Genomic DNA, 21,012 nt, shown 5'->3' with positions numbered 1-21,012 from the left:
GGGCAGGGGTGATCAGCCCGACGACGTGAGCGGTTACGTCAGATGGAGGGCTATGGAGGGCTTGCTCGGTGGGGAACCGTCGGGTGACGGGGAATCAGTCGACGGAAACGCCGAGGGCGGGGAGGACCACGGCGTCGATGTACGACATGAGGAAGGCCTGCGTCGGCGGCTGGTCGTCGATCAGGGTGCGGGTGGCGAAGGCGCCGACGAGCATGTGCACCACATAGTCCAGCGCCGGGCAGTCGGGACGGACCTCGCCGCGCTCGACGGCCCGCCGCACGAACCGGTTGAACTCCTCCATCTCCGGTTCGACGAGCAGTTCCCTGAACGCCTGCAGGAGATCCGGATTGCCGTGCACCGCCATGAACAGGCCCCGCATCAGCGCGGCGTTCTGCTGCATGGCGCAGTCGTCCTCGAGTGCCGTGAGCGCGTGGAGGTCGCCCCGCAGGGACCCGGTGTCGACGTCGGCGATGTTGCCCGGCTTGTTGTGCCGGATCGCCTTGGCCACCAGCTCCGGCTTGCCGCCCCACTGGCGGTAGAGCGTCGCCTTGCTGGACCGGGTGCGGGCCGCCACGGCGTCCATGGTGAGGGCGTCGTAGCCGACCTCCCGGAGCAGGTCGAGCACGGCCTCGTACAACTCGGCCTCGCGCTCGGGGGTGATCCGACTGCGACGTCCTGTCGAAACCTCGGCCACGGCCCTCACCTCCTACTCCGAACGATACGGTTTCGTACACCTAAGAGGTTACCCACCGTTTCAGCGAAACGAAACCGTTTCGTACGTGTCCTAGGTCACGCAGGACCCCGGAGGCCGGGTCGACCGCCCGTTTTGCACGACTTGCCCCCGTCCACCCCCAGGCGAAGCATGAGTAGGTGAGCTACCTGCGCCTACCCCATCTGAGCGGCGACCTGCTGTGCTTCGTGGCCGAGGACGACCTGTGGCTGGCCCCCCTCGACGGCCCCGGCCGAGCCTGGCGGCTCACCGTGGACCGCACCAGGACCGGGCACCCCCGCTTCTCCCCCGACGGGCGGCACATCGCGTACACGAGCTGGCGCAGCCTCAACCCCGAGATCCACCTGGTCCCGGTGGCCGGCGGACCGGGCACCCGGCTCACCCACTGGGGCTCCCCGGACACCCGGGTGTGCGGCTGGACACCGGACGGCGCGATCCTCGCCGTCGCCTCCCACGGCGAACCCTTCTCCCACTACACCTTCGCCTACAAGGTCGGCACCGACGGCGACCCCGGCCGCAAGCTCCCCTGGGGGCCCTGCGCCGACATCCAGGTCGCCGACGTGGACGACGAGCACAAAACGCTGCTGCTGACCGGCACCCCACCGCACGAACCGGCCTCCTGGAAGCGCTACCGGGGCGGGGCGACGGGCCGCCTGTGGCTGCACGGCGAACGACTGCTGCCGGACATCGAAGGCCATCTGCACTCCCCGATGTTCGTCGGCGGCCGGATCGCCTTCCTCTGCGACCACGAAGGAGTCGGCAACCTCTACTCCTGCGCCCAGGACGGCTCCGACCTGCGCCGCCACACCGACCACGACGCCTTCTACGCCCGGCACGCCGCGAGCGACGGCACCCGGGTGGTGTACCAGTGCGCGGGCGACCTGTGGCTGGTGGACGACCTCGCCGCCGGCAGCGAACCCCGCAGGCTCGACGTCCGGCTCAGCGGGCCGGGCGCGGGACGCCGCCGGTACCAGGTGCCCGCCGCCCAGCACATCGACGGCATCTCCGTGGACGAGACGGGCCGCGCGAGCGCCGTGGTCGTGCGCGGCAGCCTGTACTGGCTGACCCACCGCGACGGCCCCGCCCGCACCATCACCGACACCCCGGGCGTACGGGTCCGGCTCCCCGAGATGCTCGGCTCGCTCGGCCAGGTCGCGTATGTGACCGACGCGGAGGGCGAGGACGCCGTCGAGATCGCGTATCTGCCCCGGGCCACCGGCGAGCGCGCACCGCGCCGGCTGGCCTCGGGCGAGGTGGGCCGGGTCCTGGAGATGGTCGCCGACCCGAACGGAGAGCGCCTCGCGATCGCCGCGCACGACGGACGGCTGCTGCTGCTCACCGTGTCCGACGACGCGGCTGCCGCCGCGGGCGCCGCGAACTCCGAGGGCGAGGTCACCGAGCTGATCCGGTCGGACAACGGCCCGGTGCGGGACCTGGCCTTCTCCCCGGACGGGGCATGGCTGACCTGGTCACATCCGGGGATCGGCCGCTCGCTGCGGCAGATCAAACTGGCCCGGATCAAGGACCTGTCCGTCATCGACGTCACGGCGGGCCGCTTCGAGGACGAGAATCCGGTGTTCACCCGGGACGGCCGCTATCTCGCCTTCCTCTCCTGGCGCGGCTTCGACCCGGTGTACGACGTCCACACCGGCGACCTGTCCTTCCCACTGGGCTGCCGCCCCTACCTCCTGCCGCTGTCCTCCGCGACCCCCTCGCCCTTCGCCCTGAACCCCGAGGGCCGCCCCGCGGCCGGTGGTCTGGACCCGCTGGAGGACACGGACGGCGGGGACGCCGGGACGACGGTCGTGGAGGTCGAGGGCCTGGAGAGCAGGGTCACGCCGTTCCCGGTCGCCGCCTCCAAGTACTCCGCGCTGTACCCGGTCAGCGGCGGCGGACTGGTCTGGCTGCGCTGGCCGATCTCGGGCGCGCTCGGCGAGACGTTCGCCAACCCGGACGACACGACCGGACGGCCTGCCCTGGAGCACTTCAACATCGGCAAGGCGAAGAAGTCCCAACTCGTCGACCAGCTGGACTGGTTCGCGGTGAGCGGCGACGGCACCCGCCTGGTCCTCGTCGACGAGGGCGACCTGCGGGCGGTACCCGCCAGTGAGTCCGGCGACAGCGACTCCACGGTCTGGATCGACGCGCGCCGCATCCTGCACGAGGTGGACCCGACGGCCGAGTGGAAGCAGGCGTACGAGGAGGCGGGCCGGCTCATCAGGGCGTACTTCTGGGAGCCGCAGATGTGCGGCATCGACTGGGACGCGGTCCTCGCCCAGTACCGCCCCCTGGTCGAACGGGTCGCCTCCCCCGACGAGTTCGCGGACCTGCTGCGCGAGGTGCTCGGCGAACTCGGCACCTCCCACGCCTACGTCTCCGCCGCCCGCCGCAACGAGGGCCCACCGCACTACCAGCGCTGGCAGGGCCTACTGGGCGCCAACTTCGTCCGCCGGGACGAGGGCTGGGTCGTCAAACGCATCCTGTCCGGCGAGTCCTCCGACTCCAAGGCCCGCTCCCCGCTCGCGGGCACCGGCATCCGCGAAGGCGCGGTCCTCACCCACGTCGACGGCCGCCCGGTGGACCCGGTCACCGGCCCCTACCCGCTCCTCGCCGGGGCCGGCGGCACCACGGTGGAGCTGACCCTGGCCCCGGCACAGGGCGAGGCAGGCCGGCCCCGCCGAGTCGCCGTGGTCCCCCTGATCGACGAACGCCCGCTCCGCTACCAGGACTGGGTCGCCAAACGCCGCTTGGTCGTACGGGAGTTGAGCGGTGGGCGCTGCGGCTACCTCCACATCCCGGACATGGGCGGCTCGGGCTGGGCCCAGTTCAACCGGGACCTGCGCATGGAGATGTCCCGCCCCGCCCTGATCGTCGACGTACGCGGCAACGCCGGCGGCCACATCAGCGAACTGGTCGTGGAGAAGCTGACCCGGACCATCCTGGGCTGGGACCTCACACGCAACGCCCAGCCCGTGTCGTACGCCTCCAACGCCCCGCGCGGCCCGGTGGTCGGCCTGGCCGACGAGGCGACCTCGTCCGACGGCGACATGATCACGGCCGCGTTCAAGCTCCTCGGGCTGGGGCCGGTCGTCGGGCAGCGCACCTGGGGCGGAGTCGTCGGTATGACCGGCCGCCACCGCCTGGGCGACGGCACGGTGATCACCGTGCCGATGAACGCGGCCTGGTTCGACGCGTACGGCTGGTCCATCGAGAACAAGGGCGTGACCCCGGACGTGGAGGTCCTGCGCACGCCCCTGGACTGGGCGGAGGGCCGCCACGCCCAACTGGCCGACGCCGTGGAACTGGCCCTGGAACTGCTGGAGACGAACCCCCCGGCAACTCCCCCTGACTACACACACGTTCCGGACCGGTCAAGGCCAAAGCTTCCCCCGCGCACTTGAGGCCGCGCACTTGAGGCTCTCGAAGGGCGGCGGGACGACAACGTCCCCCCGCAAAGCACGAACGCGGGGCACCCACCAACCAGGGGGCACCCCGCGTTCTCAGCGAACCGACTGACTACCGGTCGTAGTCGTGGTCGAAGCGCTCCTCGTCCTCACGCATGCGGTCGGGCTGCTCCTCGCGCTGCGGACGCTGCGGACGGCCCCGCTCCGGCTGCCCCTGCGGGCGGCCCCGCTCCGGCTGCCCCTGCGGGCGCTCCCGGTCCTGCTGACCGTGCTGACGCGCACGCTCCTGGAGCTGCTCGGACTTCTCCTTGAACTGGTCCTTCATGCCCATGTGGGTTCACTCCCGTAGTGGGTGGGATCGGCCCCTCGCTGGGGCCTCGACCAGATTCACACGGGCGATAACCCTGCGCATGTCGATCAGTTACGCCGCGTAATACGCTCCTGCTCATCGGCGGCGCCGCCCGCACCGACCAGCCCGGTCCGCATCCCCTCCAGCCGGTCCGCGAACCGCCGCATCTCCCGCTGCCCCACGGTCCCGATGAGCCCCGGCAGATACCCGCGCACCCCCTGCATCCCGCGCAGCCACCACTGCCCGTACACATGGCTGGAACGCCGCTCGATCCCCGCCACGATCCGGTCGACCGCCGGCCCCAGCGGATAGGTCTTGTTCGACGGCCACGGCAGCCGCTTCCTCAACTCCCGCATGACGTCGTCCTGATCGGCGCCCCGCACCATGTCGGTGTCGGTCCAGGACAGATACCCGACCCCCACCCGCACGCCCCTGTAGCCGACTTCGGCCCGCAGACTGTGCGCGTACGCCTCCACACCCGACTTCGACGCGCAGTACGCCGTCATCATCGGCGCCGGAGTGATCGCCGCGAGCGAGGCGATCTGAAGCAGATACCCCCGGCTCTCCATCAGCACCGGCAGGAACGCCCGTGCCGTCACGGCCGATCCGATCAGATTGACCTCGATGACCCGCCGCCACGCCTCCGGATCGGAGTCCACGAACGGACCGCCGGCCGCGACACCCGCGTTGGCGACGACGATGTCGACCTTCCCGAACCGCTCCTTGACCTCCCGCGCCACCCGCGCCATCGCCTCGTGATCCGTCACGTCGGCGTACCAGTGGCCGCTGTCACCGTGCAGCCGCTCGCAGACCTGCTTCAGGGCGTCCGGCTCCAGCCCGACGAGCGCCACCTTCGCGCCCCGCGCGGAGAGCTTGCGGGCGAGCAGCTCACCGACCCCCCGCGCCGCCCCGGTCACGACGGCGACCTGTCCTTCGAGGCTCACCCTGCTCATGCGCCCTCCTTCACCTGCGTGTACGTGTCGGTCTGCTGCTGCGCCCGGCCGTCTCGGGCGTACGTCCTGACGAGCTCCCGTATCCGCCCGGTCACCGCCTCGGGTGCCTCGACCGGTGTCATGTGCCCGAGTCCGGAGAGCTCGGTGACGCCGAGGCAGTTGGGCAGCGCGGCGGCCAGTGAGCGCGCGTGCACCGGCGGGGTCAGGCGGTCGCCCGTCCCCACGATCACCGCGGTCGGCGCGGTCAACTCCCGTACGCCATGGTCGAGATCGAGCAGGTCGAGCACCTGCGACCAGGTGTGGCGCACCTTGCGCGGACACGCGTGCACGATCCGCGCGCAGGCCTCGACCATGTGTGGGGCCGAGCCGGGACCCATCGTCGCGTACTTGAGGATCGCCCGGGCGACCGGGGTGACCGGACCGAGCGGCGCCCTCGATCCGAGGATGTGCTTGGTCAGCCAGGTCCGCAGCCGTCCCGGCCGTATCGGTACGACCGTCGACTCGGCGACCAGCCGCGAGGCGCCCGTGCTGCACAGCAGGACCGCCGCCGTCCGCTCCCGCACCGCAGGGCGCGGTGCAGCCGCCAGCACCGTCATGCCGCCCATGGAGTGCCCGACGAGCACGGCCCGTTCGCCGGGTGCGAGGGTCTCCTTCAGTACGGCTTCGAGGTCGTCGGCGAGTGTGTCGGTGCTGCACACCGGGCTCGCCGGGCTGCGTCCGTGGCCGCGCTGGTCGTAGGCGACGACCCGGTGGTCGACGGCGAGCTCGCGTATCTGCGCCGCCCAGAAGGCGGTCGAGCAGGTCCAGCCGTGTGCGAGGACCACGGTGGGCGCGCCCTCGGGGCCGTGCACCTCCACGTGCAGCCGGGCGCCGTCGGCGGAGACGGCCGTCAGCTCACGGGCCGCGGCGGGCGGGGCGTACGGCCCGGACTTCACATGCATCAGACGGCTCACGCGGTCACCTCGCTGCTCTCCAGGCCCTGCCGGCCCTGCTCGTCCTCTGCGGCGGCGGCCCGGACCACGGCGTACTCCGACAGGTCGACGCGCCGCGTGGCCCGCCGGAACTCGGTCGTCGTGCCGGGCCAGATGGTGGTGTTGCGGCCGGCCGCGTCCAGGTACCAGCTGGTGCACCCGCCGGTGTTCCACACGGTCCGCTTCATGCGTTCCTGGACCCGCCGGTTCCAGGCGTGCACGGCACTCGGCCGCGCGTCCAGCGCCACCCGGCCGCCGAGGACGTCCAACTGCCGTACGAAGTCGGCCAGGTAGTTCAGCTGGGACTCGATCATCAGGATCATCGACGAGTTCCCGAGACCCGTGTTGGGCCCGATGATCGTCATCCAGTTCGGGAACCCGGCCGCGGAGGCACCCCGCAGCGCTTCCATCCCGCCCTTCCACACCTCGGCGAGCGTCCTGCCCTCGGCGCCCACGACCCGGTCGGCGATCGGCATGTCGGTGACATGGAACCCGGTGCCGAAGACGATCGCGTCGACCTCGGCCTCGCTGCCGTCGGCGGCGACGACGGTCGAACCCCGGATCTCGCTGAGCCCACTGGCCACCACGTCCACGTTCGGCCGGGCGAGGGCGGGGTAGTACTCGCTGCTCAGCAGGATCCGCTTGCACCCGATGCGATAGTCGGGCGTCAGCTTGGCGCGCAGGGCCGGGTCCTTGATGGCGCGAGCCATGTTGCGCTTGGCGAGCCGCTCGACCAGACCGAGCTCCTCGGGCCGCTTGGTGAACGCCTGGACCTGCAACTCCCGGATGCCCCACAGCAGTCCGCGGCGGAGCTGCGCGGTGACCGGCAGGGCCCGGTGCAGGGAGCGCTCGGCGCCGCTGATGGCACGGTCCATGCGGGGCATGACCCACGGCGGCGTCCGCTGGAAGAGAGTGAGCCGCTCGACGTCGGGCTGGATGGACGGCACGATCTGGATGGCGGAGGCGCCGGTGCCGACCATGGCGACGCGCTTGCCGCGCAGGTCGTAGTCGTGGTCCCAGCGGGCGGAGTGGAAGACCTTGCCCGGGAAGGAGTCGAGCCCGGGGATGTCCGGGACCTTGGGGTCCGACAGCGGCCCGGTCGCGGAGACCACGAGGTCGGCCGACAGCTCCCCGCTGCTGGTCTCGATGTCCCAGCACAGCCGCTCGCCGTTCCAGGTCATCCGCTTCACCTCCGAGTCGAAGCGGATGTGGGGGCGCAGCCCGAAGGTGTCCGTGACGTGTTCCAGGTAGGCGCGGATGTGCTCCTGACCGGAGAAGGTGCGCGGCCAGTCGGGATGGGGCGCGAACGAGAACGAGTACAGATGGGACGGCACATCGCACGCGCATCCCGGATAGCTGTTGTCCCGCCAGGTGCCGCCCACGCTGCCGGCCCGTTCCAGGACGACGAAGTCGGTGATTCCCTCGCGCCGCAGCCGTACGGCGGCTCCCAGCCCGCCGAACCCGGACCCGACCACCGCGACCCGCACATGTTCGCGTTCGGCCATGCCTGTGCCTCCCTGCTCCACCCGGAACCACGCCAGTGAACACTGGCGCAATGGGAGAGTAGAGGAGGACCGTACCGACCGGTAGGGGGCCGGCCGAGGAAAGTTACCCCCGGTACGAATTAGGGTGCCCAGGTGACCGAGAAGCGTGAATACCGCATGGAGGAACTGGCCCGCCTGGCCGGCATCACGGTGCGCACCCTGCGCTTCTACCGCGAACGCAAGCTGATCCCACCCCCACGCCGCGAAGGCCGCATCGCCTGGTACGACGACCACCACCTGGCCCGCCTGCGCACGATCGCGGCCCTGCTGGAGCGCGGCCACACCCTCACCGGCATCGCCGAACTCGCGGAGGCCCTCGACAACGGCCGCGACGTCGCCGACGTCCTCGGCGTCACCCCCACCGAGGAGGAGCCGGTCCGCCTCACCCCCGAGGAACTCGCCGCCCGCTTCGAGGGCCAGGTCACCCCCGAGAACCTCGCCGCCGCCCTGGAACTCGGCTACCTCGGCACCGACGGCGACGAGATCGTCCACATCAGCCGCCGCCTGCTGGACGTCTCCTCGGCCCTGGTCCGCGAGGGCATCCCCCTCGCGGAGGTCCTGGCCGCCGGCAAACAGGTCCGCCGGCACGTCGACGACCTGGCCGAGATGTTCGCCGACCTGGTCCTGCGCCACACCGGCGAGGACGACCTCCACCGCCTGCGCCCCCTGGCCCGCAGCGTGGTCGAGGCAGAACTCTCCCTGGCCTTGGACCGACGGCTGCGCAAGCGGGACTGACGGCCGCGAACACTCGAAGACTTAACTGTCCGACGAGCCTGTACTGATGGGCCACCGGGTACACAACAGGGACGGCGTTCGCGTCCTGGTCGCCAAGGGTCGGTCGGGGGGCGGAAGGGAGCGGCCGGCCGGACCTGACACATCGCGCCTCGCCTGCATGGTCGAGTCCCTCCCCTGACCTGCACGGTCCGCTCGGGGGTGTGCCAGGGGGCACACCCCCGTGTCACCTGTCGAAGACGACCGTCACCGGAGCGTGATCCGACCACCGCTCGTCATGGGTGGCAGCCCGCTCCACCGATGCCTTCACGGCCCTCTCTGCAAGACCCGGGGTCGCCACGGCGAGATCGATCCTCCAACCTGTATCCCGCTCGAAGGCCCGCCCCCGATACGACCACCACGAGTACGGCCCCTCCACGTCCGGATGCAGCGCCCGCACGACGTCGACGTAGCCGCCGTCGGCCGGGTCGAGCACTCGGGAGAGCCACTCGCGTTCCTCCGGCAGGAAGCCGGAGTTCTTGGTGTTGCCGCGCCAGTTCTTCAGGTCGGCCCGCTGGTGAGCGATGTTCCAGTCGCCGCAGACGACGACCTCGCGGCCGTCGGCGGCGGCGCGCTCGCGCAGGCCCTTGAGGTAGGGGAGGAACTCGCCCATGAAGCGGTCCTTCTCCTCCTGTCGTGCGGTGCCGACCTCGCCGGAGGGGAGGTAGAGGGAGGCGACCGTCACACCGGGCAGGTCGGCCTCGACGTATCGGCCGCTGTTGTCGAACTCACTAGACCCGAAGCCGACCTGGACCCGGTCGGGCTCCCGGCGGGTGTAGAGGGAGACGCCGGCCCGGCCCTTCGCGGCGGCGGGGGCGTGCACGACGTGCCAGCCTTCGGGCTCACGGACCTGCTCGGGCAGTTGCTGCGGCTCGGCGCGGACCTCCTGGAGGCACAGCACGTCGGCCTCGGTCCCGGCGAGCCACTCCACGAAGCCCTTCTTCGCGGCGGCGCGCAGCCCGTTCACATTCACAGAGGTCACAGTGAGCACCCGGGCACGATACCGGCACACTGGAACGGGTCCGGTTCTGGACCCCTCCCGAAGTGAATTGATATACGGTAATCAGCATGAACATACGCCGCATCGCCTTCGATCACCCCGACGCCGTCAAGCTCAACGACCAGGTCCAGGCGGAGTACGGCGTCCGCTACGGCGACGGCGGCGACGCCACCCCGCTCGCCCCCACGGACTTCGCGCCGCCCAACGGGCTGTACCTGATCGCGTACGACCCGCTCGGCTCCCCCGTCGCCTCCGGCGGCTGGCGCGCCCAGGACGAGAACGGCGAGGGCAACGCGGACGGGGATGCCGAGCTGAAGCGGATGTATGTCGTGGAGGAGATGCGTGGGCGGGGCCTCGCCCGGCGGATCCTGGCCGCGCTGGAGGAGGACGCGCGGGCGGCGGGCCGCAGACGCATGGTGCTGGAGACCGGCGCCAAGCAGCCGGAGGCGGTGGCGCTGTACACGTCCAGCGGGTACGAGCCGTGCGCGAAATTCGGCTATTACCGCTTCCACGAGCTGAGCCTGTGTTACGCCAAGACGCTGTGACCGGCCCCGGCGTCAGCCCTGACCCGCACGCCGGTTGATGCGATACACGTCCGGCACACACAGGTTGAGGATCACGGCGGCGACGACCAGGCCCGCGCACGCCACCAGCACGGTCCGCTCGTCCCACACCCCGGCCGCGAAGGCGGTCAGCAGATAGCCGAGGGGGATGGCGAGCCGTTCGCCGACGCTGTTGAACGCGCTCATACGCCCCAACTCGCCCTGCGGCACATGCTGCTGGAAGGCGGTTCCCCACGCCACGATCGTCACGTCCAGCCCGATCCCCGCGAGGAAGGTGGCCGACATCACCCAGGGCAGGGACAGTTGCGCCCCGAGGGCGAGCAGCGGCGCGGCGAGCGGCAGACAGGACACGACGGCCACCGTGAGCAGCCGGTACGGCCGCCAGCGTAGACACACCACCGTCCCGGCCAGCAGTCCGGCGGCGAACGCGGCCTGCACGAGGCCCCAGTCCCGGGCCCCGGCGTAGTGCCGGGCGGTGACGACGGGGCCGAGGAGCTGATACCCCGCCAGCCAGGCGGCGACGAGGACGGTTCCGGCCGCCGTGTAGGTCCACAGCCAGGTCCGCGCCCAGAAGCCGCTCCAGCCCTCGCGCAGATCACCGAGCGCACTGGTGAGGGTGACGGGCGCGTCCAGCCGCAGCCCGAGCAGCAGTACGGCGGCCACGGCGAACGTCAGCGCGTCCCAGGCCAGCGCCCAGGCGGGCCCGCTGACGGCGACGACGGCACCGCCGGCCGCCGGTCCGAGCACCTTGACCGCGTTGCCCGGCAGCCTGAGCAGGGCGTTGGCCTGCTGCAGCTGCTCCGCGGGGACGATCTGGCCCACCGCGCCCTGGGCGGCGGGCACGGTGAAGGCCATCGCGGTCCCCGACACGAAGCCGCAGGCCGCGATGGAGGCCGTCGACGCCTGTCCTGTGGCGACGATCACAGCGAGCATGCCCTGTGCGACGGCGGCCACGAGATTGCCGAGGAACAGCATCCGGCTGCGGGACAGCCGGTCCGCGAGCACTCCGCCGACGAGGAGGAACAGGATGGTCGGCACGGTGTTGGTGGCCAGTACCAGCCCGAGGTCCCCGGCGCCGCCGCCCTCCCCGATCACGGAGTAGGCGAGCGCGAGGGGCGCCATGGCGGACCCGGTGGCGGAGACGAGGTTGGCCGACAGGTAGCGCCGGAAGGCCGCGCTGCGCAGGGGGGCCGAGCGGGCCACCGGTAAGTCTGCTGCGACCTTCTCCATGCCCCCCACAACCCCCGGCCCTGTGGACACAAAAGATCCCGCCCGATCAACCGATCGGACGGGATCTTTCCAACACCCCAGGTTTCCCCGGAGAGTTGTTGCGGTGGACCTGAGGGGATTTGAACCCCTGGCCCCCTCGATGCGAACGAGGTGCGCTACCGGACTGCGCCACAGGCCCTTGCAACGAGTGAAACTTTAGCACCCCGATCGGCCTGCTCAAAAATCCGTTTCCGGTCGGCCAGGGCTCCTGCCAGGGGACCCTCGGCTACTCGTTCGCCGCTCGTGGCCGGTCGCCGTCCTCGTACTGGTCGAACAGCGGCGTACGGCCTCGCTCGCGGGCCCGGCGGGCGGAGGCGGCGGACGGGTTCGCTCCGCGCGAGCGGTTGCGGGCCTGCGGCAGGGCGTCTGTGCGGCCACTGCCGGGGGGCCGCTCCTCGCCGCCGGCGGCGTCCGCCGGGCCCGCGCCCCGCGCGGTGCCGTCCCCGGCGTCCACGCCCGTCTCCCGGTCGTGCGCGACGGCACTGGACCGCGCCGAGCTCCATGCGTCCGGCGCCCCGAGATCCACGTCGGCGGTGGCCCGCGGAGCGACCGGTGCGGTGACATACGTCGGCAGCGGCACTGGTACCGGGTCCCAGCTGTCCCCGTGGCCGGGCCGGCGCTGCCGCTCGCGCTGCTGGTCGACCCACTCGGCGTGATCGGTCTGCTCGACGAGGGCGCGCCGGTCCGCGGCGAGCGCGGACAGCCCGGTCTCGGTGCCTGGTTCGGGCCCCTCGTCGGTCTCGTCACCGCCGTCACCGCCGTCGGCCGGGCCGCGCCGGCGCGACCGGGCGTGCTCGCGCAGCCGCTGCGCGGCGGCCTCGGCCTGGCGCCGGTCCATCTGGTAGGCGAAGCGGCGGCGCTCCTGGCTGCGCAGATACGCGATGTACCCGCTGAGCAGCACGGCGGGAACGCCGGGCGCCCACAGGAACGCGAGCCCGCCGATCGCGGCGACGATCGCGCCGGCGGTGAAGGCGAGGAAGAGCATCATGGTGGTGCGCCGTCGGCGCGCGAGCACCTTGGTGCGCCGGGCCCGTGCCGCAGCCGCCTCCGAGGAGGGGGCGCGGCGGGCGGCGGGCACCCGCTTGCGTTCGTTGCGCGCGGGGCCGGGGCTCTGGTCGGGGGCGTGGGCGCCGCCGCGTTCCGGTGCCGGTTCGGACCCGGGCTCGGACGCCTGCGCCTGGACCGCCGCCTGGGTCTGCGGACGGGTCGGGGGTACGGCGAAGGCCCGGACGTCCACCGACTCGGTGACGTCGCCCGGGTCATCGGCGCTGGGCTCCCCCTCGTCGGTGGAGCGCGCGCGCAGGTCCTTGGCGTACCGGCGCTCCATCCCCGCCCGTCCGGACAGCAACCGGATGGCTGTGCTGAAGCGTTCCGTCGGACGGGCCTCGTTCAGCTCGTCCTGCCTACGGAGCCACATCGGCACCAAGTAGGCGGCCCAGGCCCCGACAATGACTGCGTAGATGAGGCCGCTGCTGCTCACGTCTCACACGGTAGAGGGGTTTGCGTGAGGCCATCTGCCAATTGAGCCGGTGTGTCGCACGATCTGGCTGATATTTCGAACTTTTTTTGTGACCGATGCGATCAGCAGCCCTCCGAGGCCGCGAATTTAATGCCCTGAGCCGGTCATCGGCCGATCAATTTCGAACACTTATTCAATTTCCCGGGGCGGGATTCCGGACTACGCGGGATTCCCCTGGGTGTTCTGCGGCTTCGTCCCCGGCACCTGCTGGGAGCGTGCCCGGTGCCAGCGGCCCAGCAACCCCTCCGGCACCTCTTCCGCCGTGAGCGCGAAGACGAGATGGTCGCGCCAGGCGCCGTCGATGTGCAGATAACGCGGGCGCAGCCCCTCCTCGCGGAATCCGAGTTTCTCCACGACCCGCCGGCTGGGCACGTTCTCGGGGCGAATGCAGACCTCGATGCGGTGCAGACCGACGGTACGGAAACAGTGGTCCACGACGAGCGCCACGGCGGTCGGCATCACCCCGCGGCCCGCCACCGCCTCGTCCACCCAGTAGCCGACATGCCCCGAGCACATCGACCCCCAGGTGATGCCGGCGACCGTCAACTGCCCCACCAGCCGCCCCTGGTACTCGATGACGAACGGCAGCATCCGGCCGGCGTTCGCCTCGGACCGCAGGTGACGCACCATCTGGCGGTAGGTCGGCCGGTGCACGATCGGGCCGCTCGGCGTGGGCGGCGGGATCGTCGCCTCCCACGGGCGCAGCCAGTCCCGGTTGCGCCGGTTGACCTCGCGCCAGGCCCGTTGGTCGCGCATCTTTATCGGCCGGAGGACGACATCGCCGTCCCCCAGCACGACGGGCCAGGATGGGGTGTTCAGCTCGCACCCCCGCTGCTGGGTCTGGGGTGGTCGCCGCCGCGGAGCTGGTCGACGGCGTGGATCAGGAGGGGCTCCAGGACGGCCAGTCCGTCCTTCACCCCGCCGCTGGAACCGGGCAGGTTCACGATCAGGGTGGCGCCCGCCACTCCGGCCAGGCCCCGGGAGAGCGCGGCGGTCGGCACCTTTCCCCTGCCGAACGCCCGGATGGCCTCCGCGATGCCCGGCACCTCGTGGTCGATCACCTCACGGGTCGCCTCGGGTGTGCGGTCGGTGGGCGAGATGCCGGTGCCGCCGGTGGTGACGATGACGTCGTACCCGGCGTCGACGCCGGCGCGCAGGGCGGCGGCGACGGGGTCGCCGTCGGGGACGACCTGCGGTCCGTCGACCGCGAACCCGAAGCCCTTGAGGCCGTCGGCGATCAGCGGGCCGCCCTTGTCCTCGTAGATCCCGGCGGCGGCCCGGTTGGAGGCGGTGACCACAAGGGCTCGATACGTCATGCCCGGCTCCAGTCGCCCGACTTGCCGCCCGTCTTCTCCTCCACCCGCACGTCCGTGATGATCGCCCCCTTGTCGACGGCCTTCACCATGTCGATCACGGTGAGCGCGGCGACGGAGACCGCCGTGAGGGCCTCCATCTCGACGCCCGTGCGGTCCGTGGTCTTCACGGTGGCCACGATCTCCACGGCGTCGTCCGCGACCGACAGATCCAGTTTCACACCGGAGACCGCGAGCGGGTGGCACAGCGGGATCAGATCCGGGGTGCGCTTGGCGCCCATGATGCCCGCGATACGCGCGGTGGCCAGGGCGTCGCCCTTGGGGACCCCTTCGCCGCGCAGCAGCTCCACGACGCGGGGGGACACGAGGACGCGTCCGCTGGCGCGGGCCGTGCGCGCGGTCACGTCCTTGCCCGATACGTCGACCATGCGGGCCGCGCCCGCGTCGTCGAGGTGCGTGAGTCGGTCCTGCGTAGGTCGGTCCTGCGTGCTCATGCTCGTGTGGCGCTCCCGGTCCGGGCCCGTCGCGGTGCGGCGCACGGGCCTGCTGTGCGCGACACGGTACCGCCAACCAGCACGGTTCAGCCGAGCAGGACCACCTCGACCTCGGCGCCGGGCTCGACGCTCTCCACGTCCTCGGGGACGACGATCAGCGCGTCCGCGTGCGCGAGGGCGGCGATCAGATGGGACCCGGTGCCGCCGACCGGCCGCACCCCGCCGTCGGTGTACGCGCCGCGCAGGAACTGTCTGCGCCCCTTGGGCGAGCTCAGCGCCTTGTCCGCCGTCAGGGTCGCGGTGATCCGCGGCCGGTGGACGTCCTCCAGACCCATCAGGGTGCGGATCGCGGGACGCACGAACAGCTCGAAGGAGACGTACGACGACACCGGGTTGCCCGGGAGCGCGAGCAGCGGGGTGTGGTCGGGGCCGATGGAGCCGAAGCCCTGGGGCTTGCCGGGCTGCATGGCGAGCTTGCGGAACTCGACGCCGCTGCCGGCCTCGTCCTCGTCGCCGACGTGGGACAGCGCCTCCTTGACCACGTCGTACGCCCCGACGCTCACGCCACCCGTGGTGACCATGAGGTCGGCGCGGACGAGCTGGTCCTCGATGGTGGAGCGCAAGGTCTCGGCGTCGTCGGCGACGGCGCCGACACGGTAGGCGATGGCTCCGGCGTCACGGGCGGCGGCGGTGAGGGCGAAGCTGTTCGAGTCGTAGATCTGGCCGTCGGCCAGCTTCTCGCCGGGCTGGACGAGTTCGCTGCCGGTGGAGAGCACCACCACGCGCGGGCGCGGGCGCACCCGGACCGTGCCGCGTCCGATCGCGGCGAGCAGGGCGATCTGGGGCGGCCCGAGGACGGTGCCGGCTTCGAGCGCCCGGTCGCCCGCCTTCACGTCGCTGCCCTTGGCGCGGACATGCGCGCGTGCCTCGGCCGGCCGGTACACGTGCACATCGCCCCGGGCGGCCTCGGGTGCCAGGCTGCGGGCCCGCATCTGGGTCACCGGCCCCTCGCCGAGGCCGCCGTCGGTCCACTCGACCGGTACGACGGTCTCGGCGCCCGGGGGCAGCGGGGCGCCGGTCATGATGCGGGCGGCCTGGCCGGGGCCCACATGGAGCGGTTCGGCGTGGCCCGCCGCGACGTCCCCGACGACCTCCAGGACGGCAGGGAACTCCTCGCTCGCGCCCGCGACATCCGTGACCCGCACCGCGTACCCGTCCATCGAGCTGTTGTCGAACGGCGGCAGGGAGACCGGCACCGTGACGTCCTCGACCAGGACGCAGCCCTGGGCGTCGAGCAGTTGCAGCTCGATGGGGTCGAGGGGGCGGACGGTCGTGAGGATGTCCTCCAGATGTTCCTCCACCGACCACAGCTGGTCAGGGCCGGCGGGGTGGGGCGCGGCGGTGCTCAACTCGCTACATCTCCTCGGCTACGTAACTGCGAAGCCAGGTCCGGAAGTCCGGGCCCAGGTCTTCACGTTCGCACGCGAGTCTGACAATGGCACGGAGGTAGTCGCCACGGTCTCCGGTGTCATAGCGGCGGCCCTTGAAGACCACGCCGTGCACCGGGCCGCCGACCTTCTCGTCCGCGGCGAGCTGCTGGAGGGCGTCGGTGAGCTGGATCTCGCCGCCGCGGCCCGGCTCGGTCTTGCGCAGTATGTCGAAGATGTGCGGGTCGAGCACGTAGCGCCCGATGATGGCGTAGTTGGACGGGGCGTCCGCCGCGGCCGGCTTCTCGACCAGGTCCGAGACCTTCACGACGTCGCCGTCCTCGGTCGCCTCTACGGCCGCGCAGCCGTAGAGGTGGATCTGCTCGGGGGCGACCTCCATGAGCGCGACGACGCTGCCGCCGCGCTGCTCCTGCACCTCGACCATCCGCTTGAGCAGCGGGTCGCGCGGGTCGATCAGGTCGTCACCGAGCAGCACGGCGAAGGGCTCGTGGCCGACGTGCGGGGCGGCGCACAGGACGGCGTGGCCGAGGCCCCTGGGGTCGCCCTGGCGGACGTAGTGCATGGTGGCGAGGTCGCTGGACTCCTGGACCTTGGCGAGCCGTTCGGCGTCGCCCTTCTTCTCCAGGGCGGACTCGAGTTCGTAGTTGCGGTCGAAGTGGTCCTCGAGGGGGCGCTTGTTGCGACCCGTGATCATGAGGACGTCGTCGAGGCCGGCCGAGACCGCCTCTTCGACCACGTACTGGATCGCCGGCTTGTCGACGACCGGCAGCATCTCCTTGGGAGTGGCTTTGGTGGCCGGCAGGAAGCGGGTACCGAGACCCGCTGCGGGGATGACAGCCTTGCTGATCCGAGGGTGGGACTGAGTCATGCCCGCAACCTTATCCGGTGCCTTCGGACGGAATCTGAAGCTCCGGTTAATTAGCTCTCATATGAGCACATTGGAAGGTACGGAAGCGACTTGAGTTACAACGAAGGTCACACCGGACGCGAGGCCGAGCCTGACAAGCGGAGGTTGCGGCGGGAGTTCCTCTCGGTGAGAAGCAGGTTGACAGCGGATGACGTGCGGGAGTCAGGCGAGGCTCTGGCGGAGCGGGCGATGGAGCTGCCCGAGCTGGCACACGCGCGCACGGTGGCGGCGTACGTCTCCGTAGGGAGCGAACCCGGCACGCTCGCGCTGCTCGACGCGCTGCACGCGCGGGGCGTGCGCGTGCTGCTGCCCGCCCTCTTGCCGGACAACGACCTGGACTGGGGCGGGTACGCCGGGGAGGGCTCCCTGGCCCGGGTCCAACACGGCGGGAAGATGGCCCTCTTCGAGCCCACGGGCGAACGCCTCGGCCCGGACGCCGTGACGGAGGCCGACGTCGTGCTGCTGCCGGGCCTCGCGGTCGACACGCGCGGCATGCGGCTGGGCCGCGGCGGCGGGTCCTACGACCGTGTCCTCGCCCGTCTGGAGCGCGCGGGTGCCCGTCCCTCGCTCGTGGTGCTGCTGTACGCCGCGGAGGTCGTCGAGCACGTCCCCGAGGAGCCGCACGACCGGCCGGTGCACGCGGTCGTGACGCCCTCGGGCGTCCGCCGCTTCCGGGAGCCCTGAGCCGCGCCTCCTCATACGAAGGGCCCTCCACGCGCGCGTGGAGGGCCCTTCGAGGTTCGCCGTCAGTGACGTCAGCGGGTCACGGCCTGAGCACCAGGGTGTCGCTGGTGCCCTTGTCGACCGCGTCGTCCGAGAAGGACCAGTCGAGCAGCTCGCCGTCGGCCCACTTGTCCGTCTGGTCGGTGTAGTGGGCGTTGTAGGCGTGTCCCGAGGCGCCGGAGAGGTTGATCCACTTCGACTTGTCGAGGTCGCCGAGGTTGACCACCATCCGCATCGACGGCACCCAGACGACGCCGTAGCCGCCCGCGGCGTTCCAGCCGGTCGCGTTGACCGTGCCCTCGCCGCCGCTGAGCTTCCAGGGGCCGCGGTTGAGCATGTACTGGAGGAATCCGGGCCCCTCGGTGCCGAGGGTCTGGTTCTTCAGGAACAGGCGGTGCAGCCGGCCCCAGCTCCAGGTGTCGATGTCCTTGCCGAGCTTGGCGGTCAGCTCCCAGCGGGCGTCGATCATGGCCCGCTCGAACAGCTGGTCGCGGTCGGAGGCTCCGGGGCGGGTGCCCGACCTGGGCGTGCTCCACCAGTCGTTCTTCTCGTCGTCCATGAGGCGCCGCACGACCTCGAACCAGCGGTCGCCGCCGTCCGGCTGCGCCTGGTCGGCCTCGCGCTCACCGCACTCGCGGACCTTCTTCGCCTCGTCGGCGGGGCCGGTGGTGTTGACGGGGTCGACCCACAGGCACTGGCCCTTGACCCGCAGCTCCTTGGGCAGCTTGTTGCCGAAGGCGAGCTTGAGGATGTTGCGCCAGACCGAGTTGAAGTAGGCAGCCGCCGCGGAATCGGCGTCCTGGGTGTAGTCCCAGCCCTCCAGGAGCTCCTGCGCGTCGCGCACGTCCTGGTCGTCGATGTCGATCTTCAGCAGCTTCGGCACGAGCAGCTTGGCGATCTCGCTGCTGTTGTCGAGCTGCATCTGGCGCATGTCCTCGGTGGAGATCTTTCCGCCGCCGTCGATCTTCGACTGGATGAGGTCGGTGATGCGCTGGCTGCGGGCGCCGTAGCCCCAGTCGGTGGTGAGCGTGTACGGGTACTTGTCCTTGTCGATCACGGCCTGGTTGGCGGTGACGACATAGCCGCGGGCCGGGTCGTACTCGTAGGGCAGCTCGCTCTTGTCGATGTAACCGGTCCACCGGGACTTGGAGTCCCAGCCCGGCGCGGGGACGGAGCCGTCGTAGCCCTGCGCGCGCGTGGGGATCTTTCCGGGCAGCGTGTAGCCGATGTGGTCCTTGGTGTCGGCGTAGATCAGGTTCTGCGAGGGCACGTCGAACAGGGTCGCCGCGGCGCGGAACTCCTTCCAGTTCGACGCCTTGTCCATGGCGAAGACGGCGTCCATGGAGGTGCCCGGGTCGAGCGCGGTCCAGCGCAGCGAGATGCCGTAGCCGTCGCCGCGGTCGGGGGCGGCGGTGTCGACGGTGGCCTTCTTGCCGACCTTCACCAGCTCGGAGCTGCGGTCGGACAGCAGCGGGCCGTTGTCCGTCTCGCGGACGACGATCTTCTTGGACGTGCCGCCGGCGACGTCGATCGTCTCCTCGCGCGTCTTGAAGGGGACCGTCTTGCCGTCGAGCAGATAGCCGTCGCCGGAGAGCTTCTCCAGGTAGAGGTCGGTGACGTCGACGCCGGAGTTGGTCATGCCCCAGGAGATGTCCTGGTTGTGGCCGATGATCACGCCGGGCATGCCCGCGAAGGTGTAGCCGCTGACGTCGAACTGGCAGTCGGCGGAGACCGAGCGGCAGTGCAGGCCCATCTGGTACCAGACGGACGGCAGCGAGGCCGACAGGTGGGGGTCGTTGGCCAGCAGCGGTTTGCCGGTGATGGTGTGCTTGCCGGCGACCACCCAGGAGTTGGAGCCGATGCCGTTGCCGTTCACACCGACGGCCGTGGGGAGGCCGTCCAGGACCTTCTGGAGGCCCGACAGCTGGCTCTGGAGGTCCGTGCCGCCGGTACCGCCCGGCGTACCGCCCGTGCCGCTCGCACCGGCGGGTGTACCGCTCGTGCCGGACGGCACGCCGGTGGACGCGGAGCCGTTGGGCTGGACCGTCCTGGTGGCCGCGTCGTACCGGCTCGCCTGGACGATCGGCTTGTTCCGGTCGTACGGGTACTGCGGGTAGAGATCCGCGATCTCCTTGGGGCCGAGCCGGCTGGTCAGCAGGGCGCGGTCGATCTCGTCCTGCATGTTGCCGCGCAGGTCCCAGGCCATCGCCTTGAGCCAGGCGATCGAGTCGACCGGGGTCCACTTCTGGGGCTTGTAGTCGTTGGTGAAGCCCAGAGCCGCGTACTCCAGGGAGATGTCCTTGCCTTCCTTGCCGGCCAGGTAGGCGTTGACGCCCTTGGCGTAGGCCTGGAGGTACTTCTTGGTGGAGGCCGACAACGTCTTGTCGTACTCCTGCTCGGCGATCCGGTTCCAGCCGAGGGTGCGCAGGAACTCGTCGTTGTCGACCTGGCTCTTGCCGAACATCTCCGACAGGCGGCCGGAGGTCATGTGCCGGCGTACGTCCATCTCGTAGAAGCGGTCCTGCGCCTGGACGTAGCCCTGCGCCATGAACAGGTCCGCGTCGGAGGAGGCGTAGATCTGCGGGATGCCGTAACCGTCACGCTTCACGTCGACGGGCCCGGACAGACCGTCGAGCGTGATCGAGCCCTTGGTCTGCGGGAAGGAGGCACGCACGGTGCTGATCGACCAGTACGCCCCGCCGGTCACCCCTGCCACGACGGCCAGGACCAGCACGAGCACGATCAGACGGGCTCTGCGCCCCTTCTTCCTGCCGGACTTGCCGGGCTGCTGGCCCGTGGAGGCGGTGGTGTTCGGGGGCATCGCTGTCCTTGACGTCCTAACGCGAGCGGCAAAGCGGGCTGTCCTTTTGAATGAGCGCTGGAGCAACCATAGGCGCAGGGTCCGCTCGCCCTTGACGCGGAGTGGTGAACCAGCACGGACGGACGTTCGATCATGCACCCGGAAGCGTCAAGAAATCGTCAAGAGTTAGGTAAGGTAACGAAGTAGTTGGGTACGAAGGACCGCCACTTCGTGTCCTATGTACGTGAGCCCAC

18 protein-coding genes and 1 tRNA gene are annotated in these 21,012 nt (G+C 71.0%); 4 read left to right on the top strand and 15 right to left on the bottom strand.

Annotation, left to right across the window (positions count from 1 at the left end; all coding sequences use genetic code 11):
• Positions 1 to 94: 94 nt before the first annotated feature.
• A complete protein-coding gene (locus ACHBTE_RS31105; protein WP_394728204.1) occupies positions 95 to 694 on the bottom strand; it encodes a TetR/AcrR family transcriptional regulator in 600 nt (199 codons plus the stop codon).
• A 176-nt stretch (positions 695 to 870) separates the two neighbouring features.
• Between ACHBTE_RS31105 and ACHBTE_RS31100 the strand changes: the two genes are divergently transcribed.
• The gene (locus tag ACHBTE_RS31100; protein ID WP_394728202.1) at positions 871 to 4,131 is read left to right on the top strand and encodes a S41 family peptidase; all 3,261 of its coding nucleotides are present in this window, start codon (positions 871 to 873) and stop codon (positions 4,129 to 4,131) included.
• 115 nt (positions 4,132 to 4,246) lie between these two features.
• Here the strand turns inward: ACHBTE_RS31100 and ACHBTE_RS31095 are convergent, their stop codons facing one another.
• The 4 genes from ACHBTE_RS31095 to ACHBTE_RS31080 all read right to left on the bottom strand — a co-directional run bounded on the left by ACHBTE_RS31095 (position 4,247) and on the right by ACHBTE_RS31080 (position 7,912).
• Entirely contained in the window at positions 4,247 to 4,465 is a 219-nt protein-coding gene (locus ACHBTE_RS31095; RefSeq protein WP_394728200.1) for a hypothetical protein, read from the bottom strand.
• Positions 4,466 to 4,551: 86 nt separating this feature from the next.
• Positions 4,552 to 5,436, bottom strand: coding sequence for an SDR family oxidoreductase (locus ACHBTE_RS31090; protein ID WP_394728198.1), 885 nt, complete (start codon positions 5,434 to 5,436; stop codon positions 4,552 to 4,554).
• Complete coding sequence (locus tag ACHBTE_RS31085) at positions 5,433 to 6,389, bottom strand: alpha/beta fold hydrolase (protein ID WP_394728196.1); 957 nt, start codon at positions 6,387 to 6,389, stop codon at positions 5,433 to 5,435. Before ACHBTE_RS31085 ends, ACHBTE_RS31090 begins: the two co-directional genes overlap by 4 nt.
• A complete protein-coding gene (locus tag ACHBTE_RS31080) occupies positions 6,386 to 7,912 on the bottom strand; it encodes a flavin-containing monooxygenase (RefSeq protein ID WP_394728194.1) in 1,527 nt (508 codons plus the stop codon). The genes ACHBTE_RS31085 and ACHBTE_RS31080 overlap by 4 nt, the downstream gene beginning before the upstream one ends.
• A gap of 132 nt (positions 7,913 to 8,044) precedes the next feature.
• Between ACHBTE_RS31080 and ACHBTE_RS31075 the strand changes: the two genes are divergently transcribed.
• On the top strand, positions 8,045 to 8,686 hold the full coding sequence (locus tag ACHBTE_RS31075) for a MerR family transcriptional regulator (protein ID WP_394728192.1): 642 nt from the start codon (positions 8,045 to 8,047) through the stop codon (positions 8,684 to 8,686).
• A gap of 223 nt (positions 8,687 to 8,909) precedes the next feature.
• On the opposite strand, the gene ACHBTE_RS31070 is transcribed toward ACHBTE_RS31075, so the two are convergent.
• Entirely contained in the window at positions 8,910 to 9,734 is an 825-nt protein-coding gene (locus tag ACHBTE_RS31070; RefSeq protein WP_394728190.1) for an exodeoxyribonuclease III, read from the bottom strand.
• A gap of 56 nt (positions 9,735 to 9,790) precedes the next feature.
• On the opposite strand from ACHBTE_RS31070, the gene ACHBTE_RS31065 reads away from it, so the two are divergent.
• Complete coding sequence (locus ACHBTE_RS31065) at positions 9,791 to 10,267, top strand: GNAT family N-acetyltransferase (RefSeq protein ID WP_394728188.1); 477 nt, start codon at positions 9,791 to 9,793, stop codon at positions 10,265 to 10,267.
• Positions 10,268 to 10,279: 12 nt separating this feature from the next.
• Here ACHBTE_RS31065 and ACHBTE_RS31060 read toward each other — a convergent pair whose 3' ends face one another.
• The 8 genes from ACHBTE_RS31060 to galU form a co-directional block, all read right to left on the bottom strand.
• Positions 10,280 to 11,515, bottom strand: coding sequence for an MFS transporter (locus ACHBTE_RS31060; protein WP_394728186.1), 1,236 nt, complete (start codon positions 11,513 to 11,515; stop codon positions 10,280 to 10,282).
• Between the two features lie 104 nt (positions 11,516 to 11,619).
• Positions 11,620 to 11,693: transfer RNA gene (locus ACHBTE_RS31055), tRNA-Ala, on the bottom strand.
• An 87-nt stretch (positions 11,694 to 11,780) separates the two neighbouring features.
• Positions 11,781 to 13,034, bottom strand: a complete 1,254-nt coding sequence (gene glpR / locus ACHBTE_RS31050) for a gephyrin-like molybdotransferase receptor GlpR (RefSeq protein ID WP_394728184.1) — start codon at positions 13,032 to 13,034, stop codon at positions 11,781 to 11,783.
• Positions 13,035 to 13,232: 198 nt separating this feature from the next.
• Positions 13,233 to 13,868 carry a GNAT family N-acetyltransferase gene (locus tag ACHBTE_RS31045; RefSeq protein WP_394728182.1) on the bottom strand — a complete coding sequence of 212 codons (636 nt, stop codon included), beginning with the start codon at positions 13,866 to 13,868 and terminating at the stop codon, positions 13,233 to 13,235.
• 20 nt (positions 13,869 to 13,888) lie between these two features.
• The gene (locus tag ACHBTE_RS31040) at positions 13,889 to 14,389 is read right to left on the bottom strand and encodes a molybdenum cofactor biosynthesis protein B (RefSeq protein WP_394728180.1); all 501 of its coding nucleotides are present in this window, start codon (positions 14,387 to 14,389) and stop codon (positions 13,889 to 13,891) included.
• The gene (moaC, locus tag ACHBTE_RS31035; RefSeq protein ID WP_394728178.1) at positions 14,386 to 14,880 is read right to left on the bottom strand and encodes a cyclic pyranopterin monophosphate synthase MoaC; all 495 of its coding nucleotides are present in this window, start codon (positions 14,878 to 14,880) and stop codon (positions 14,386 to 14,388) included. Before moaC ends, ACHBTE_RS31040 begins: the two co-directional genes overlap by 4 nt.
• A gap of 86 nt (positions 14,881 to 14,966) precedes the next feature.
• Positions 14,967 to 16,289 carry a gephyrin-like molybdotransferase Glp gene (gene glp / locus ACHBTE_RS31030; RefSeq protein WP_394728176.1) on the bottom strand — a complete coding sequence of 441 codons (1,323 nt, stop codon included), beginning with the start codon at positions 16,287 to 16,289 and terminating at the stop codon, positions 14,967 to 14,969.
• Positions 16,290 to 16,293: 4 nt separating this feature from the next.
• Positions 16,294 to 17,196 carry a UTP--glucose-1-phosphate uridylyltransferase GalU gene (galU, locus tag ACHBTE_RS31025; RefSeq protein ID WP_394728174.1) on the bottom strand — a complete coding sequence of 301 codons (903 nt, stop codon included), beginning with the start codon at positions 17,194 to 17,196 and terminating at the stop codon, positions 16,294 to 16,296.
• Between the two features lie 177 nt (positions 17,197 to 17,373).
• Between galU and ACHBTE_RS31020 the strand changes: the two genes are divergently transcribed.
• Positions 17,374 to 17,919, top strand: a complete 546-nt coding sequence (locus ACHBTE_RS31020; RefSeq protein ID WP_394728172.1) for a 5-formyltetrahydrofolate cyclo-ligase — start codon at positions 17,374 to 17,376, stop codon at positions 17,917 to 17,919.
• 79 nt (positions 17,920 to 17,998) lie between these two features.
• Here ACHBTE_RS31020 and ACHBTE_RS31015 read toward each other — a convergent pair whose 3' ends face one another.
• Positions 17,999 to 20,779, bottom strand: coding sequence for a penicillin acylase family protein (locus ACHBTE_RS31015; protein ID WP_394728170.1), 2,781 nt, complete (start codon positions 20,777 to 20,779; stop codon positions 17,999 to 18,001).
• Between the last annotated feature and the right edge of the window lie 233 nt (positions 20,780 to 21,012).

The organism is Streptomyces sp. M41, assembly GCF_043673425.1.
GTDB lineage: Bacteria > Actinomycetota > Actinomycetes > Streptomycetales > Streptomycetaceae > Streptomyces.
The sequence above is the reverse complement of the archived record's forward strand: the minus strand, read 5'-3'. Positions and strand labels throughout refer to the sequence as shown.

Coding starts and splice junctions, on each gene's coding strand:
- ACHBTE_RS31095 (WP_394728200.1), bottom strand. CDS start 4,465: ATGGGCATGAAGGACCAGTTCAAGGAGAAGTCCGAGCAGCTCCAGGAG.
- ACHBTE_RS31090 (WP_394728198.1), bottom strand. CDS start 5,436: ATGAGCAGGGTGAGCCTCGAAGGACAGGTCGCCGTCGTGACCGGGGCG.
- ACHBTE_RS31080 (WP_394728194.1), bottom strand. CDS start 7,912: ATGGCCGAACGCGAACATGTGCGGGTCGCGGTGGTCGGGTCCGGGTTC.
- ACHBTE_RS31065 (WP_394728188.1), top strand. CDS start 9,791: ATGAACATACGCCGCATCGCCTTCGATCACCCCGACGCCGTCAAGCTC.
- ACHBTE_RS31060 (WP_394728186.1), bottom strand. CDS start 11,515: ATGGAGAAGGTCGCAGCAGACTTACCGGTGGCCCGCTCGGCCCCCCTG.
- ACHBTE_RS31040 (WP_394728180.1), bottom strand. CDS start 14,389: ATGACGTATCGAGCCCTTGTGGTCACCGCCTCCAACCGGGCCGCCGCC.
- moaC (WP_394728178.1), bottom strand. CDS start 14,880: ATGAGCACGCAGGACCGACCTACGCAGGACCGACTCACGCACCTCGAC.
- galU (WP_394728174.1), bottom strand. CDS start 17,196: ATGACTCAGTCCCACCCTCGGATCAGCAAGGCTGTCATCCCCGCAGCG.
- ACHBTE_RS31015 (WP_394728170.1), bottom strand. CDS start 20,779: ATGCCCCCGAACACCACCGCCTCCACGGGCCAGCAGCCCGGCAAGTCC.